14 protein-coding genes, 1 tRNA gene and 1 pseudogene are annotated in these 15,017 nt (G+C 72.4%); 10 read left to right on the top strand and 6 right to left on the bottom strand.

The window, feature by feature from the left end:
- Window positions 1-316 precede the first annotated feature (316 nt).
- Together OIE69_RS21485 and OIE69_RS21490 are read left to right on the top strand one after the other, a co-directional pair.
- Complete coding sequence (locus OIE69_RS21485) at window positions 317-1,990, top strand: LCP family protein (RefSeq protein WP_326573964.1); 1,674 nt, start codon at window positions 317-319, stop codon at window positions 1,988-1,990.
- Window positions 1,991-2,092: 102 nt separating this feature from the next.
- Window positions 2,093-2,503, top strand: a complete 411-nt coding sequence (locus tag OIE69_RS21490; protein WP_326573966.1) for an ester cyclase — start codon at window positions 2,093-2,095, stop codon at window positions 2,501-2,503.
- 10 nt (window positions 2,504-2,513) lie between these two features.
- Here OIE69_RS21490 and OIE69_RS21495 read toward each other — a convergent pair whose 3' ends face one another.
- Together OIE69_RS21495 and OIE69_RS21500 are read right to left on the bottom strand one after the other, a co-directional pair.
- A complete protein-coding gene (locus tag OIE69_RS21495; protein ID WP_326581320.1) occupies window positions 2,514-4,085 on the bottom strand; it encodes a sensor histidine kinase in 1,572 nt (523 codons plus the stop codon).
- 35 nt (window positions 4,086-4,120) lie between these two features.
- The gene (locus tag OIE69_RS21500) at window positions 4,121-4,783 is read right to left on the bottom strand and encodes a response regulator transcription factor (RefSeq protein WP_326573968.1); all 663 of its coding nucleotides are present in this window, start codon (window positions 4,781-4,783) and stop codon (window positions 4,121-4,123) included.
- A gap of 133 nt (window positions 4,784-4,916) precedes the next feature.
- On the opposite strand from OIE69_RS21500, the gene OIE69_RS21505 reads away from it, so the two are divergent.
- The gene (locus tag OIE69_RS21505; protein WP_326573969.1) at window positions 4,917-5,531 is read left to right on the top strand and encodes a PepSY domain-containing protein; all 615 of its coding nucleotides are present in this window, start codon (window positions 4,917-4,919) and stop codon (window positions 5,529-5,531) included.
- Between the two features lie 96 nt (window positions 5,532-5,627).
- On the opposite strand, the gene OIE69_RS21510 is transcribed toward OIE69_RS21505, so the two are convergent.
- Window positions 5,628-6,680 carry an alpha/beta fold hydrolase gene (locus OIE69_RS21510; protein ID WP_326573970.1) on the bottom strand — a complete coding sequence of 351 codons (1,053 nt, stop codon included), beginning with the start codon at window positions 6,678-6,680 and terminating at the stop codon, window positions 5,628-5,630.
- 228 nt (window positions 6,681-6,908) lie between these two features.
- Between OIE69_RS21510 and OIE69_RS21515 the strand changes: the two genes are divergently transcribed.
- The 5 genes from OIE69_RS21515 to OIE69_RS21535 all read left to right on the top strand — a co-directional run bounded on the left by OIE69_RS21515 (window position 6,909) and on the right by OIE69_RS21535 (window position 10,740).
- On the top strand, window positions 6,909-7,133 hold the full coding sequence (locus tag OIE69_RS21515) for a hypothetical protein (RefSeq protein WP_089227444.1): 225 nt from the start codon (window positions 6,909-6,911) through the stop codon (window positions 7,131-7,133).
- Window positions 7,134-7,229: 96 nt separating this feature from the next.
- Entirely contained in the window at window positions 7,230-8,123 is an 894-nt protein-coding gene (locus OIE69_RS21520) for a DUF4232 domain-containing protein (RefSeq protein WP_326573971.1), read from the top strand.
- 196 nt (window positions 8,124-8,319) lie between these two features.
- On the top strand, window positions 8,320-8,763 hold the full coding sequence (locus tag OIE69_RS21525; protein ID WP_179280066.1) for a GntR family transcriptional regulator: 444 nt from the start codon (window positions 8,320-8,322) through the stop codon (window positions 8,761-8,763).
- Window positions 8,764-8,776: 13 nt separating this feature from the next.
- Entirely contained in the window at window positions 8,777-9,727 is a 951-nt protein-coding gene (locus tag OIE69_RS21530) for an ABC transporter ATP-binding protein (RefSeq protein WP_326581322.1), read from the top strand.
- Entirely contained in the window at window positions 9,724-10,740 is a 1,017-nt protein-coding gene (locus OIE69_RS21535; RefSeq protein ID WP_326573972.1) for an ABC transporter, read from the top strand. The genes OIE69_RS21530 and OIE69_RS21535 overlap by 4 nt, the downstream gene beginning before the upstream one ends.
- A gap of 166 nt (window positions 10,741-10,906) precedes the next feature.
- Here the strand turns inward: OIE69_RS21535 and OIE69_RS21540 are convergent, their stop codons facing one another.
- Entirely contained in the window at window positions 10,907-11,404 is a 498-nt protein-coding gene (locus tag OIE69_RS21540; RefSeq protein ID WP_326573974.1) for a DUF6841 family protein, read from the bottom strand.
- Between the two features lie 374 nt (window positions 11,405-11,778).
- On the opposite strand from OIE69_RS21540, the gene OIE69_RS21545 reads away from it, so the two are divergent.
- Window positions 11,779-13,236: an FG-GAP and VCBS repeat-containing protein gene (locus tag OIE69_RS21545; RefSeq protein ID WP_326573976.1), complete on the top strand. Its 1,458-nt coding sequence runs from the start codon at window positions 11,779-11,781 to the stop codon at window positions 13,234-13,236.
- Between the two features lie 474 nt (window positions 13,237-13,710).
- Here OIE69_RS21545 and OIE69_RS21550 read toward each other — a convergent pair whose 3' ends face one another.
- On the bottom strand, window positions 13,711-13,956 hold the full coding sequence (locus tag OIE69_RS21550; protein WP_326573978.1) for a hypothetical protein: 246 nt from the start codon (window positions 13,954-13,956) through the stop codon (window positions 13,711-13,713).
- A gap of 253 nt (window positions 13,957-14,209) precedes the next feature.
- Here OIE69_RS21550 and OIE69_RS21555 point away from each other — a divergent pair.
- A pseudogene (locus tag OIE69_RS21555) lies at window positions 14,210-14,796 on the top strand (tyrosine-type recombinase/integrase); the annotation flags it as partial.
- A gap of 51 nt (window positions 14,797-14,847) precedes the next feature.
- On the opposite strand, the gene OIE69_RS21560 reads toward OIE69_RS21555, so the two are convergent.
- A tRNA-Gly gene (locus OIE69_RS21560) sits at window positions 14,848-14,921 on the bottom strand.
- Between the last annotated feature and the right edge of the window lie 96 nt (window positions 14,922-15,017).

The raw sequence follows: 15,017 nt of genomic DNA on the forward strand, positions 1-15,017 counted from the left end.
CATGGCGCATGAAATGCGATACCCCGAGGGTCCTTCCCCGTGGATTGCGTGACGGCACGGCGGGCCGGGCGCGGGTGTCGGGGCCGCCGTCCGCGGTGCCGCCCGGCGGCGGGAGGGGTCCATCCGCCACGGAAATCCCGTGTGCTCCCCCGCTTCCGCGCGGGAGTTGACCGCGCCAGGACAACCATCTGCCGTATTCGGATGTCTGAACGGTTGCCCCGGGCCGGCCGCGGGGCGGACCCAGGACCACACAGGCGACGACCGGGCGCACCGCGGGGGGCGGCGCCCCGGGCGTGGACGGAGGACCCGTACGACCGTGGACAGGCACGACGGCAGTGACATCGACCCCGCGGACCAGTGGGTCCTCGACCCCGAGACCGGTAACTACCGGCTGCGGCTGGACTCCGACGCCCCTCCGGCCCCCACGGTGCCCCGGCAGGGCGGGCGGCGTGCGCGCCGCGAGGAGCAGCGGCCCGACCCGGCACCGGGCGGCCGCCGCCGCGCCGGGGCCCCGGCGTCCCGCAAGGCGAAGCGGTCCACGAAGCGGAAGGTCCTGATGTGGACCGCGGGCACGCTCGGGTTCGTGCTGCTCGCGGGCAGCACCGGTGCCTGGCTCCTGTACCGGCATCTCGACGGCAACATCGCCACCGTCGACGTCGGCACGGCGGGCAGCAAGCAGGTGACCAGCAAGGACGCGGTGAACATCCTGGTCATCGGCACCGACAGCCGCAAAGGCCTGGGTGCGAAGTACGGGGACTCCGGCAGCGTCGGCCACGCCGACACGACCATCCTGTTCCACGTGGCGAAGGACCGGTCGAACGCGACCGCGATGAGCATCCCGCGCGACATGGTCACCGGCATCCCGGCCTGCCCGACCAAGCAGAAGGACGGCTCCACCAAGACGATCCCCGCGACGCCGCAGGGCTCGTTCGGCCCGCGCTTCAACGAGAGCCTCGGCCAGGAGGGCCGCGACCCGGGCTGCACCATGCGGACCGTCACGAAGATCACGGGCATCCCCGTCGACCACTTCGTCCTGGTCAACTTCGAGGCCGTGAAGACCCTGTCCACGGCGGTCGGCGGGGTGCCGATCTGCCTCACCCACCCCATCAAGGACACGACCCCCGAGGGTGAGGGCTCCCATCTGGACCTCCCCGCCGGACCGAACAAGGTCCAGGGCGAGCAGGCCCTGGCCTTCGTCCGGACCCGCCACTCGCTGAAGAACGGCAGTGACCTGGACCGGATCGACCTGCAGAAGCAGTTCCTCGGCTCGATGATCCGCCAGATGAAGTCCGGTGACACCCTCACCGACCCCACGAAGCTCTTCAAGCTGGCGAACGCCGCCACCAAGTCGCTCACCGTGGACACCGGTATAGGTGGCGTCGCCAAGCTCACCGACCTCGCCAAGGACCTGAGCCGGGTCGACCCCGAGCACATCACCTTCACGACGCTCCCGGTCAAGGACAACCCGGCCGAGGGGACGAAGCACGCCACGGTCGTCGTCGACGAGGGGAAGGCGCCCGCGCTCTTCAAGGCGATCAAGGGCGACGTCTCGCTGACCAAGGCGAAGAAGAAGCCGGCGACCGCCGACTCCAAGCTCCGCGGCGCCAAGGCGGATCCGTCGCAGGTCCGGGTCCTCGTCCACAACGGCGGCGGTCCCCAGGGCGCGGCGCAGACGACGCTGGAGTGGCTGCAGAACACCAAGGGCGTCACCCACTCCACCAACGGCGGCAACGCCCCCGGGGGGAAGCAGGACCGCACGACCCTGGAGTACGCGCCCGACCAGGCCGACCAGGCCAGGGCCCTGGCCGCGATGCTGGGACTTCCCGCCACCGCCCTCCGCCCCGGCACGGCGGACGCCGAACCCCGCGCGAACATGACCCTGACCCTCGGCGGCGACTACCAGGGCCCGGGGACCCCGCTCGCCGACCCGGACCGGCTCCCGGACGACATCCCGCAGTCGCGCGCCGACAAGGAGGAATGCGTCGGCTGAGCCGCCGCGGTCCCGGCAGGCCGCTTCGCCGCGCCGCGCCTACGGTGGAAGGGAGGAAGGGGCGCCCCGCGCGCCCGAGATCGCGACCGCAAGGAGCGCGGCATGTCCCGCAGCGACAACATCTCCGTCCTGGAGGGCTTCGGAACAGCGGTGAACAGCGGCCATCTCGACGAACTCGGCGCGTTCGTCGCGGCCGGCTCGGTGGACCACGACCCCGCCCCGGGTCAGGGGCCCGGGCCGGAGGGCTACGAGGAGATGTTCGGCGAGATGCGGCGGGCCTTCCCCGATCTGCACGTCGAGGTCGAGCACGTCATGGCCACCGACGACGAGATCGCCTTCGCGTACACCATCACCGGCACGCACCTCGGCGAACTGATGGGCCACGCCCCGACGGGGCGCACCGTCAGCTACCGGGGCATGCAGATCAGCCGGTTCGCGGACGGGAAGATGGTCGAGCGCTGGGGGAGCAGCGACCAGCTCGGCATGCTGCGCCAGCTCGGTTTCGAGACCTGACCGACGCGTCTCAGTCCCCGGCCGCCGGCGGCAGGCGGAGTTCGAACAGCGCCCCGCCCGCCGGAGCCGTGCCGACGGTGAGCGTGCCGTCGTGGCGGTGCGCGACGTCGCGGGCGATGGCCAGGCCGAGCCCCGCGCCGCCTTCGTCACGGCTGCGGGCGTCGTCGAGCCGGACGAAGCGCTCGAAGATCCGCGCGCGTTCGGCGGGCGGCACGCCGGCGCCGTCGTCGCCGACCGCGAGGACGACGAGGCCGTCCCGCAGGCGTACGGTCACGGTCACCGCGGCGCGCGCGTGACGCTGGGCGTTGTCGACCAGGTTGCCGACCACCCGGGCCAACTGGCCGCGTGAACCCGCCACTTCCCGCAGCGGCTCGACGTCGACGGTCACCGGGACTTGGTCGGCGGGCCGTCTGCGGACCTCCTCGCGGGCCAGTTCGCCCAGGTCCACCCGTCGCCGCGCGGGCCGTTCCCCCGCGTCGAGCCGGGCGAGCAGCAGCAGGTCGCCCGCGAGGTGCTGCAGCCGCTCGGTGTCCTTGACGGCGCCGGGGACGTCGAGCAGGTGCGGATGGGCCGAGCCGACCTCCAACTGCGTGCGCAACGAGGCGATCGGGCTGCGCAGTTCGTGCGAGGCGTCGGCGACGAAGCGGCGCTGCCGCTCGACCGCGGCCTCCAGGGCGGTCAGGGTCTCGTTGGTGGTGCGCGCCAGCAGGGCCACCTCGTCGCGGGCGGCCGGCTCGGGCACGCGCCGGGAGAGGTCCTCGGAGGCCGTGATGGCGGCCATCTCGCGCCGGATGCCCTCCACCGGGGCCAGCGCGCGCCGGGTGACCCGCCAGGTCGCGCCGCCGACCACCAGCAGCAGCACGGGCAGTCCCGCCAGCATGGCCGCCGCCGCGGTCTTCACCGCGCTCTCACGGGCCGCCAGCGAGGCGCCCGCGTGGATGAGGACGGTCTGCCCGGCGAGGTCGGTGGCCTTGACGGTCGCGAAGCGGTAGTCGGCGGTGCGGCCGTCCAGCGTGGCCCGTCCCGTGCCGTGCGCGACCGTCCTGCCGATGTCGCCGACGACCGGATCGTCCCCGGCGGCGGGGGAGGCCGTGCCGCCGCCGTGCCGGTCACCGTCCTCGCCGCCGCGTGACTCGTCGTCGCGGCCGCCCCTGCCCCTGCCGCGGCCGTGGCCGCCGTCGTCCCCGTCGCCGCCGTGGTCGTCGCCGCTCTCCGCGGTGCGGCCCGGCACCGCGGACGGGGTGGGAGTCGGCGTGGGTGTGGGGGCCGGCGTGGCGACGGGCACGGGGACGGCCCTGACGGCGGTGACCCCCGTGCCGCTGATCCGCTCCAGGCCACCGCTCACCGCGAGCAGCCGCCCGTCCTCGGTGGTCACCTGCACCGGTGCGTCCTGCGGCAGCCGGAGCCGCGCGTACCGGTTCGCGTCCGCCCCGCGGCTGGCGACCTTCAGGGCGATGCTGCGGGCCGTGTCGTCGGCCTGGCTCTGCGCCTGGCCCGTGAGGTTGGCGCGCAGCGACAGCAGCACGGCCACCCCGGCGGCCACCAGCGCGACCGCGACCACGGCCGTGGCGCCGAGCGACATCTTGGCCCGGACGGTGCCGACGGGGCGGGGGCGTCTCACGACGAGGCCAGCCGGTACCCGGCGCCGCGCACCGTCTGGATGAGGTCCGCGCCGAGCTTGCGGCGCAACGTGCTGATGTAGACCTCGACGATGTTGGGGTCGCCGTCGTACGCGAAGTCCCAGACGCGCTCCAGGATCCGGGACTTGCCGACCACCTGCCCGGCCCGCACCGCCAGTTGCTCCAGCACCGCGAACTCCTTCGCCGTCAGCGTCACTTCGGCGTCGTTGCGGAAGACCCGGCGGGCGGCGGTGTCCAGGACGAGGGTGCCCAGCCGCAGCACGGGCGAGGCCCCCGCCGAACCCCGGCGCCGCAGCAGCGCCTTGACGCGGGCGACGAGCACCACGTACGAGAACGGCTTGGTCAGGTAGTCGTCGGCACCGGTGTCGAGCCCCTCCGCCTCGTCGTACTCGCCGTCCTTGGCCGTGAGCATCAGGATGGGGACCTCGTTGCCCGCCTCGCGCAGCGCGGCGCAGACGCGGTAGCCGTTCATGCCGGGCAGCATGATGTCCAGCACGACGAGGTCGTGGACGCCCTCCCCCGCCCGGTGCAGCCCCTCGAGCCCGTCGTGGACGACGTCCACGGCGAAGCCCTCGGCCGTCAGCCCCCTGGCCAGCGAGACCGCGAGCCGTCTCTCGTCCTCCACTATGAGCACGCGCATGGACCCAGCCTCCCAAATCAACCTGAAGAGATCTTCAGCCGGTTTCAGGCTGCCTTCAGGCTGTACCGCCGACATTGAGGTCCCGGAACAGACCTGACACAGACCGGGTACGCCCCGGTCGGAAGGGCTCCTCATGAAGCGCAACACGACCGTCGCGGCCATCGCGGCCGCGGTCCTCGTCGCCGGGGGCTACACGGCGTTCGCCACGGGCGGCCACGACGGCGGCCGCGACGACGCGCGCACCGCGGCCTCCTCGACCGCCGGGCCCGGTGCGACCCCGGGGCACGACGCCGGCTCCCGGGGGATCACGGCGAGCCAGGCGGCCGCCGCCGCGGTCGCCCACACGCCGGGCACCGTCACGAAGATCGAGCCGGACGACCGGCGCCGCGGCTACTGGGAGGTGTACGTCACCGGCGCGGACGGGGTCGTGCACGAACTGCACGTGGACGCCGCGACGGGCCGGGTCACGGAGGACGACCGCCCCCGCGGCCGTACACGCACCGGGGACGCCTCCCCCGCCGCCTCGCCCGCGCCCTCGACCACGCGGCCCGGGTACGACGACCACGGCGGGGACCGCGTGCGGAGCGACCACCGCTCCGGCGACGACCACGGCGGCGACCGCGCGGGCAGCGACGACCCCCCGGGTGACGACCACGGCGGCGACCGCGTGCGCGGGGACGACGGCACCGGCGACGACCACGGCGGTGGTCACGGCCGGGGCCGCGGCCGCGGTGGCGACGACCACTGACATCGCCTCATGCGGCCGGGCTCCCCGCGCCCGGCCACCGGCGCCGTTCCCGGGCGGCCGCATCCGCAGCGGCGGCCCCGGACGGTCGGGGAACGGTCAGAGCCGCCCGACGTCCACCACGGCCTGCGCGAACGCCGCGGGCGCCTCCTGCGGCACGTTGTGCCCGATGCCCTGCAGCGTGCGGTGCGCGTACTTCCCGGTGAACTTGGCCCGATAGGCCGAGCCGTCGCCCGGCGGGGTGAACGGATCGACCGCCCCGTCGAGGGTGATCGTGGGCACGGTGACGACGGGCCCGCGGGCGAGCCGCGCCTCGATGTCGTCGTGACGCGGGTCGCCCTCCGTCAGTCCCAGCCGCCAGCGGTAGTTGCCGATGACGATGGGGACGTAGTCCGGGTTGTCGAAGGCCGTGGCGGTGCGCTCGAACGTGGCGTCGTCGAACCCCCAGGTCGGGGAGTTGAACTTCCACACCAGCCGGGCCAGATCCCCCCGGTAGCGCTCGAGCCCCTTACGGCCCCGCTCCGTGGCGAAGTAGTACTGGTACCACCACGCCCATTCCGACTTCGGCGGCAGCGGCTGCCTGTTCGCCTCGCGGTTGGTGATCAGGTAGCCGGTCACCGAGACCAGCCCCTTGACCCGCTCCGGCCACAGCGCCGCGATGATGTCCGCGGTCCGCGACCCCCAGTCGAAGCCGGCGAGGACCGCCTTCTTGATCCCCAGGGCGTCCATGAGCGCGAGGATGTCCAGCGCGAACGCGGCCTGCTGGGGGTCGCGCGGCGTCGAGCGGGACAGGAAGCGCGTCGTCCCGTGGCCCCGCAGATAGGGGACGACCACCCGGTAGCCCTTCGCCGCCAGCAGCGGTGCGACGGCGACATAGCTGTGGATGTCGTACGGCCAGCCGTGGAGCAGGATCACCGCGGGGCCGTCGGCCGGTCCGGCCTCCGCGTAGCCGACGTCCAGGACCCCGGCCTCCACCTGCTTCAGCGGGCCGAACGCCGCGGCGTCGCCGGGCCGTTCCTTGCCGGGGGCCATGGGCGGCGCCGGCTTGTTCTCGTCCGGTCCGGTCGTCGCGCACCCCGTCGCGACCCCGGCCAGTGTGGCCGCGACCGCTCCCGTGCCGACGATCGTGCCGAAGGTCCGCCTGTCGATCATCCGAGGCCTTCCGTGGGATGCGGGCGCGGGCACTGAGGTAGGCCATGCCCCGTGCGGCGCCGCCCGCGTCGCCGGACCGGCGAATGTCATCCCCATGGCACAGGCTCCGGCGGGCACGGTGAGGGCCGGACGGGTGAAGTCGGGGGCGCGGCGCAACCGGCGGGCGCAGCGCGGCAGTCCTGCACGGCGAGTCCGGTCGACACCGTCCGAGATCCGAGAGGAAACACCATGAACCTTCTCGATACTCCGCAGCAGTCACCGGGTGGTGTCCCGCTGGGGGCCCATCTGGACGCCGTCGACGCGCGCTGGATCGAGCTCCACGCCGCGCTCATCGCGGCGGGGGTGCCCCCGCTCCCGGGGGACAGCGACGCCGTGCACACCATCGCCCGGCAACTCGACGACGCCACGGTCGGCGCCGTCGTCGCGTGGATCGACAGCGCCGCCTCCCGCTGACCGCCGCCCCGTGCGCCGCATTTTGTGACGGTCGTGTGACGGGAATTGTGGCCTCCGCCACGGCCGGGAAGGGGAGGGCCCTGATGGGGTCGCCGGATGCGCTCCCCCGCCCTCCTCCTCCCGGCCGTGCTCGCCGGTCCCCTGTTCCTGGCGACGGCCTGCGGCGTACCGCACGGGGACGGCCGCCCCTCGTGCGCCGCCTCGGCCGTCCCGGTCGCCCCGGCGCCCGCGGGCGCCGAGGGGGACGGCGACGTCGAGATCACCGCGGTGGGCACCCGGCCCGCCCACTGCACCGGCCCCGCCCCGTTCCACGTCGCGTTCCGCGTCACCAATCACTCCGGCGAACCCCTCACGTACACCGTCACCTTCGGGCTGACGACCGGTGCCGGAGAGGTCCTGGCCGACGTGCCGCACACCGTGCCCGCGGTCCCGCCCGGCCGGACCGTGCGGGGCGAGGCCGACCTGGGCGCACCGCTCGCGCCGCGGTCCGGCGGCGAACGGGTGCGCGTCGTCAAGGTCAGGAGCGTCCCGGCGGACGAGGCGCCGGCCCCGGGAGGTCCCTGCCCCTCCTCCGGACTGCGCCTCACCGCCGACGACGGCGACGCCGCCATGGGGCTGCGCGTGGTGGGACTCCGCCTGGAGAACTGCTCGTCCGGTGTGCGGCGCGTCGAGGGCCATCCGCTGGTCCGGCTCCTCGACGAGGAGCGGAAGCCCGTCACGGACGTCGAGGTCTTCCGCGGCAGCGGCGGCGTCGCGCTCGTGACCGGCTTCGACGACCCGCCCCGCCGGATCACCCTGGCGCCGGGCGAGAGCGCGACGGCCGGCCTGATGTGGCGCAACACCGTCACCGACGGCACACCTGTCAACGCGCCCTACGCGAGGGTACGGGCGACACCCGGCTCCCCTCCGGTGACCCTTACCCCGGAGTTCGACCTCGGCACCACGGGGAAGCTCGGCGTCAGCGCCTGGAAGGCCGCGCCGACCCCGTGAACCGCTGACCTTCCCCCGTCCGCACGAAGGCCCCGGGCCGCCGGCCCGGGGCCTTCGTGCTGCCCGGGACCACGCGCTTCCCCCGCATCACGAATGTCACGGTTGTGTCCCGAGGGGCGCCGGGGCGGCCGCTTTGTTTGACACGGCTCGCATCGCCCTCTCATCATCATTCCACTAATCGAGTAGCTAAAGGGTGTTGAACCTCGTGGAGTTTCGCATCGACAGGCGCAGCGGGATCGCGGCGTACCAGCAGATCGTGCAGCAGACCAAGCAGGCCCTCCGGCTGGGCGTCCTGATGCCGGGGGACCGGCTGCCCACCGCCAAGGAGGTCGCCGAGAGCAGCGCCGTCAATCCGAACACCACGCTCAAGGCGTACCGCGAACTGGAACGCGAGGGGCTGGTCGAGCCGAGGCCCGGTCTCGGCACCTTCATCCGCCGCTCACTGGCCCGCCCCCAGGCGGGCGCCGACTCCCCGCTGCGGGTGGAGCTGGAGGCGTGGATGACCCGGGCCCAGGAGGCGGGCCTGGAACGGGAGGACGTGGCCGCGCTGGTCGCCGCGGTCCTGGAGGAGCGGTACGCCGGCATCCCGGCGGCCGGCGGAACACCGGAAGGTCGGGAAAAGAGGATGACCAGTGCGTGAGACCACGGATGCCATGGACATGGGTGGCCCCTTGGAGGAGTCGGCGATCGAGGCTCATGGGGTCGGGCGGAAGTACCGTCGGGGCTGGGCCCTGCGGGACTGTTCGTTCCGGTTGCCGGCCGGGCGGATCTGCGGGCTGGTGGGTCCCAACGGTGCGGGCAAGACGACACTGATGTCGATCGCGGCGAATCTGCTGGAGCCGACGGAGGGCACCTTGACGGTGTTCGGGGCGGTGCCGCAGTCGGCGGAGGCGGGGCGCCGTACGGCGTTCCTGGCCCAGGAGAAGCCGTTGTTCAGGCGTTTCACGGTGGCCGAGACGCTGCGTCTGGGCCGTGAGCTGAACCCGGGCTGGGACCAGCGGGCCGCCGAGCAGATCGTCCGCGCGGGCAACGTGCCCCTGCACGCGAGGATCGGCACCCTTTCCGGCGGTCAGCGCACCCGGGTCGCCTTCGCGCTGGCCTTCGGCAAGCGGCCCGACCTGCTGCTGCTCGACGAGCCGATGTCCGACCTGGATCCGCTGGTGCGCCACGAGATGATGAGCACGTTGATGGCCGAGGCCGCCGAGCACGGCACCACGGTGCTGATGTCCTCGCACATGCTCAGCGAGCTGGAGAGCGTCTGCGACTTCCTGCTGGTCATCTCCACCGGCGGCCTGCGCATCGCCGGGGACGTGGACGAGATCCGCAGCGCCCACGTGCTGCTGCAGGGCGCCACCGACGGCGAGGGTTCGGGGGTGCCCGCGGAACTGGCCCGGCACACCGTCGTGGAGTACCGCACCAGCGGGCGCCAGGCCACCGCCCTGATCCGGCCGGACGGCCCGGTGAGCGGCCAGTGGCAGTCCCACACCCCGCAGTTGGAGGAACTGTTGCTCGCCTATCTGCGCTCGCCCGAGGCGCCACCGCTGATCAGTCCCGTGGCGCAGATCCCGGGCCGTTCGTACGGCCCGCGGGGGGCGGCGGCATGAGCAACGTGGCCACGACCCCGTCCGCGGCGCCCGCGCCGCCGGTCGCCGAGCGCGGCACCCGCCGCCCCCGTCTGAGCGGCATGACCTGGCTCGTCTGGCGCCAGCACCGCGCCGCCTTCTGGACGATGCTGGCCCTGACGGCCCTCGCCGTGGCGTGGATGCTCTACCAGCGCGCCGGCCTGCTCGACCACCTCACCGCGAAGGGCTGGCCCCACTCCTCACCCGACAAGTGGATGGAGGACATCACCCCGCACAGTGCCGCGCTCGCGAAGGCCGCCCTCGGGCTCGGTTTCGTCCCCGTCCTCCTCGGGGTCTTCCTCGGCGCCCCGTTGCTCGCCGGTGACCTGGAGAGCGGCACGGCCAAGCTCGTCACCTCCCAGGCCGCGACCCCCGCCCGCTGGCTCGCCGCCAAGATCGGCATCTGCGCCCTGGTGGTCGTGGTCTGCACCGTCGCCGTCTCGTTCACCTTCGGCCGATGGTGGGCGCCGGTCAGCAGGCAGAACACCGTCATGGACTGGAGCTCCGGCGCCGCGTTCGACAACACCGGGCCCGTGCCCGTCGCGCTCGCGCTCTTCACCGTCCTGGGCGGCGTCGCGATCGGCATGGTCCTGCGCCGCACCCTGCTCTCCATGGTCGTGACCTTCTTCTTCGCGGTCGCCGTCCAGGTGGTCTGGGCCCACTTCCGGCTCGACCTGGGCAACGTCATCAGGGTCACCACGGACTCGGGGGTCGACGGCGGCGCCCCGAGCCTCCCCGCCGCCGCCTTCCAGATCGACCAGTCGTACGTCACGTCGTCCGGGGAGACCCTCGGCTGGAGCACCTGCGTGCACGCCGGATCGGACAAGGCCGTCGCCGCCTGCCAGCAGCAGAAGGGCATCGTGGGCTGGGCGGTGGACTACCTCCCCATCTCCCAGATGAGCGGCATGCAGTGGCTCGGGGCCTCGATCCTGTTCGCCCTGGCCGCCGCCGTCACGGCCTTCGTCTTCCTCTGGGGCCGCAAGCGCGTCGTCTGACGCGACGGCATCGGGCCGAAGAGGCGGCACGACCCCGGGCGGCGCTCCGAGCGCCACCGGGGTCGTGCCGTCTCTTCTGCAGATCCTGACCAACCCGGCCGAGGGCAACCCGACGCCCGTCGTGGACGCGGAGGGCCACCGTGCTGCTGAGTACGAGCAGCACGGATCAGGGGGTCACGGTCACGAAGGCGTCCGCGACGCGGTCGGCGTCGGTCGGGTGGGCGGCGATGGCGATGATGCGCCAGGTACCGGAGTCGTCACGACGGACCTCGAAGTGGACTCCGAGGCGCTCGATCTCGGTGTTGTCGGCGCTGCGGCGCGACCAGATCACCTCGATCCCGGCGGAGTGCGAGCTGTAGGCGGTCACTCGGCTGTCGGGGACATCGGTGTGGGTGTAGCCCGCAGCCTTCAACGGCTCCTGCTGCGCCGCGAGGTAGTCCAGCACCGAGTCCGGGTCGGTGCACCAGCCGTGCACGGCCCGGGCCGGGTCGGGGTCGTCCGCCGAGACGCTGAGCGGAGGGACCCAGTAGTTGAGTACGAACCGGGGATCGGCGGACGGGTCCGCAGCCGCGGCGGTCCAGGCGGGGAGGTACTGGTCGAAGAACCAGTCGCGGGCTTCCTCGGCCGCACGCGCCATGTTGTCCCTGTACTGCGTGAGGTCCACTTCGTTCCTTTGTCTTCCGTGCGCCGCGGGCACGAGCGGTGCCGCGAACCCGGGATTGTCGCGACGCCATTCTGACAAGACGTCAGGCAGCGGGAGCCCGACCCAACGAGCCCCTCCGTTTCCGCGATCTCCGCCACACCGGCCGCGTCCGGGCACGCGGGCGGGTGCCGCGCTCGAAGTCGCCATGGCCCGTGCCGGCCTGTTCTCGGAGCGAGCTGCGTTCCTGCAGCTCCGGGACTCTGCCACGGCCCTGCACACGGCTGACGCCGCCGCACGGCGACCCCGCCCGTCACCGACGTACAACCATCCGGTATCCGTAAAGGTCGAAGATCGCAGTTCAAGCGCCACCGCCCGCCATCGGACACCGGAGAGCCATGCGCGCCACACGTACCGCCCTCGCCACTGCCGCCGCGCTCGCGGCGGCGGTCTGCAGCCCGCTCCTCACTGCCCCTTCGGCGCTCGCGGCTCCCGCCAAGCTGGCCGACGACTTCAATGGCGACGGCCACCGCGACTTCGTCATGCTCGGTGGGACGTACGGCAAGGACGGCAGGGTCACCGTCGTCTACGGCACGTCGACCGGCCCGGGAACGCGAGTCCAGACCATCCACCAGGACTCGCCCGGCATACCCGGCGCGGTGGAGAAGGACGACGAATGGGGATTCGCCGCCACCAGCGCCGACCTCGACCGCGACGGCTACGCCGACCTGGTCGTCGCCTCACCGGGCGAGGACGTCGGCGACATCAGGGGCCGCGGGGGGCTGACCGTCGTCTGGGGCGGTGCCAAGGGCCTCGGTTCCGGCACCGTCTTCCACTCGCCCGTCGCGCCGGAGTACCCGGGTCAGGGCGACGCGTTCGGGCGGGACGTCGTGGTCGGCGACTTCGACGGCGACGGTGACCAGGACCTTGCCGCTGTCAGTGGCAGCCGGGCCGGTGTGGTCCTGCTCAAGGGCCCCTTCACCCGCACGGGCGGACGCGGCGGCTGGGAGTCCCTCGGCGACGGCTACGGCTATCTGGACGCCTCCCAGTTGGCGGCGGGCCGCGTCACCGCCGATGCCGCCACCGACCTGTACATCCTCGGCCGCGAGCTCCAAGGCGACAACGCCGACCTGGACCTGCGGTCCTACTTCCACCGCGGAGGCGCCGACTTCATCCGGCGCGCGGGCGAGATGCGCGTGCCCGACGACGGCGGCCACCAGATCGGCGGCGGCCCCGCAACCACCATCGGCGACTTCGACAAGGACGGCTACGGCGACCTCGCCATCGGCCGCGGTTACGAGCAGCCGGACCGGGAACGGGGCTATGTCACGGTCCAGTACGGCGGCCCCGCAGGGCCGAACACGGCGCGCAAGCCGGTGAAGTTCAGCCAGGACACGGCGGGCGTACCCGGCGCTTCCGAGAACGAGGACTTCTTCGGCGCCGCCGTCTCCGCCGGCGACGTCAACGGCGACGGATACGCGGACCTCGCCATCGGAGCCCCCGGCGAGGCCCTCTCGGGCAAGCGCCGCACCGGCATGGTCACGGTGCTGCTCGGCCGTGCAGGGGGTCTGTCCGGCAGCGGAGCCAAGGCGTACAGCCAGAGCACTTCCGGTATCGCGGGCGCCGTGGAGAACGACGACTCGTTCGGAGTGAACCTGAAGCTCACCGACTACACGCGAGACGGTCGCGCCGACCTCATGGTGGACACGAACGACTGGCTGGACAACACCCGGTCGGGCATGGTCCACATGCTGAAGGGCTCGACGTCCGGGACCACCGGCACCGGCTCGAAGGCGTACTCCGCGATCTCGCTCAAGCTGTCGTACACCAGGCTCAGCGGCCCCTTCACCCACTGACCGGGGCGGCAGCGGAGGCCGGGCGCGCGCAGGCGGGAGCACGCGTGTCCGGCTCTGTGACGCGGCCGGGCCACTGGGCCGCGTCGCAGCTCTGGCAGCGGCTCACAGCCGCCCGCTCGACGTTGCCCCGGGTGGCGTGGAGCGGGCTGGAGGGCGCCAGACGACGCCATGCCCCGGGGGACGGGGTGGGCACCCAAGCGTAAACGGCTGGCCGTATGTCGGCCGGAACGATGTGCGTGCAGCCGGGAAGGTGAGCCTCGCCGCCGGCGTGGTTGACGATCGAAGCCGCCGGCCAGCCGTAGGTGACACAACGGCCCAGGTTGGGGACTGCGTCCCTGACCTGGGCCTTCATATGTGGAGCGGGTGACGGGATTCGAACTCGCGCTCTGAGCTCGGGAATCACCGGGCATGGCGTCCATCGGGCCGGGCTCCTCCTGACAGGCATCTTCCCGGCGGTACCCGGTGAGGCCTTGGTCAGGAATTCTCGACGAAGCGGACGGACCACGCGTAGCCGCTCAAGCAGTCGTGCGGGACTCGTTGGACTTCTCTGACCTGGCAACCATCGTGGGCGTACTTGCGGGCGAACCGGTCGAGGCGCTGCGCCTCGGTGAGATCCTCCATGGACAGCGGTGCTCCGACGACGAGGTCTTCGTGAATGACCTCTTCCTGCGCGCCACCGTCCGAGCAGGAAGAGCAATGATGCGTTTTGGGTAGGGCCATAGGGTCAGTGTCCTCCTAATGCGGATGCCCCGACGTACACAGCGCAATGGCCGCACCGTGCCATGCGCAGCCCGACCGCACGACCCCCTCGATGCGAACTATGGGCACGACGGTCGCTGAGGTCAGCCGGGCACGTTGGTTGGCCGCTGAGGGCTGGTGAAGGTCGGCACTGGGCGTGGCGGTTGCTGTACTTCGCTGCTGGACATCCGTAGCTGCGTTCACCGACGATGCCGCGTGCTCAGTGCAGCTGGGAATGGGACCGCGGTGGCGGCTGATGGTCTACATCGCCGCTTACGGTCCGGCTCGTCCGGAGGAACAGGCCGGCCTTCGACGCCTGGACGTCGACTGGATGCCGTGGGCGTGTGGGTCCGACGGGCTGCGCCGGAGCTGACGACGGGCAAGCGTGCGGAGGGCCCCACCAAGTCCGAAGCGGGGAAGCGGTTCATCGTCCTGCCACCGTTCATGCGCAAGGACCTTGAACGGCATCTCAAGTGGTTCGCCGAGAAGGAGCCGAACGGCCTGCTGTTCGTGGGCGAACGGGGCGCGCCCTTCCGTCGCTCCTCCTTCGGCCGCAAGTGGCGGCGGGCCCGCGCCGAGGTCGGGCTTCCGGAGAACTTCCGCTTCTACGATCTGCGGCACACTGGCCACACCCTCGCCACTCAATCGGGCGCCACGCTCAAGGACACGATGGTCCGGGCGGGCCAGTCCTCGGAGCGAGCTGCGCTGATCTATCAGCACTCGACCTTGGAGCGGCAGCGGGAGGTCGCCGCGGCTCTCGACGCGCGGGTGCGTGCGGAGCGCGCGAGGGCATCTGGTGCGGATCTGGTGCGCGACGCCTAGAGAGGTCCAGACAACAAAGAAGCCCCGGGCTGCTCGCCTGGGGCTTTCTGCTGGAGCGGGTGACGAGAATCGAACTCGCGCTCTGAGCTTGGGAAGCTCATGTTCTACCATTAAACTACACCCGCGTAAGACGCCCGTTGAGGCATCTGACCTCGCACACTGTACCCCATGCCAGGCCCCGGACGCATGCCGCCCGGGGCCTTCGTGTTGCTTCGGAAAGG

Origin of the sequence: Actinacidiphila glaucinigra, from assembly GCF_035918135.1 — a bacterium.
GTDB classification, from domain to species: Bacteria; Actinomycetota; Actinomycetes; order Streptomycetales; family Streptomycetaceae; genus Actinacidiphila; species Actinacidiphila glaucinigra.

Excerpts from the sequence above, each read along its gene's own strand:
- OIE69_RS21490 (WP_326573966.1), top strand. The coding sequence starts at position 2,093 with ATGTCCCGCAGCGACAACATCTCCGTCCTGGAGGGCTTCGGAACAGCG.
- OIE69_RS21510 (WP_326573970.1), bottom strand. The coding sequence starts at position 6,680 with ATGATCGACAGGCGGACCTTCGGCACGATCGTCGGCACGGGAGCGGTC.
- OIE69_RS21500 (WP_326573968.1), bottom strand. The coding sequence starts at position 4,783 with ATGCGCGTGCTCATAGTGGAGGACGAGAGACGGCTCGCGGTCTCGCTG.
- OIE69_RS21550 (WP_326573978.1), bottom strand. The coding sequence starts at position 13,956 with ATGGCCCTACCCAAAACGCATCATTGCTCTTCCTGCTCGGACGGTGGC.
- OIE69_RS21495 (WP_326581320.1), bottom strand. The coding sequence starts at position 4,085 with ATGTCGCTCGGCGCCACGGCCGTGGTCGCGGTCGCGCTGGTGGCCGCC.
- OIE69_RS21520 (WP_326573971.1), top strand. The coding sequence starts at position 7,230 with ATGCGCTCCCCCGCCCTCCTCCTCCCGGCCGTGCTCGCCGGTCCCCTG.
- OIE69_RS21515 (WP_089227444.1), top strand. The coding sequence starts at position 6,909 with ATGAACCTTCTCGATACTCCGCAGCAGTCACCGGGTGGTGTCCCGCTG.
- OIE69_RS21535 (WP_326573972.1), top strand. The coding sequence starts at position 9,724 with ATGAGCAACGTGGCCACGACCCCGTCCGCGGCGCCCGCGCCGCCGGTC.
- OIE69_RS21505 (WP_326573969.1), top strand. The coding sequence starts at position 4,917 with ATGAAGCGCAACACGACCGTCGCGGCCATCGCGGCCGCGGTCCTCGTC.
- OIE69_RS21545 (WP_326573976.1), top strand. The coding sequence starts at position 11,779 with ATGCGCGCCACACGTACCGCCCTCGCCACTGCCGCCGCGCTCGCGGCG.
- OIE69_RS21530 (WP_326581322.1), top strand. The coding sequence starts at position 8,777 with ATGGACATGGGTGGCCCCTTGGAGGAGTCGGCGATCGAGGCTCATGGG.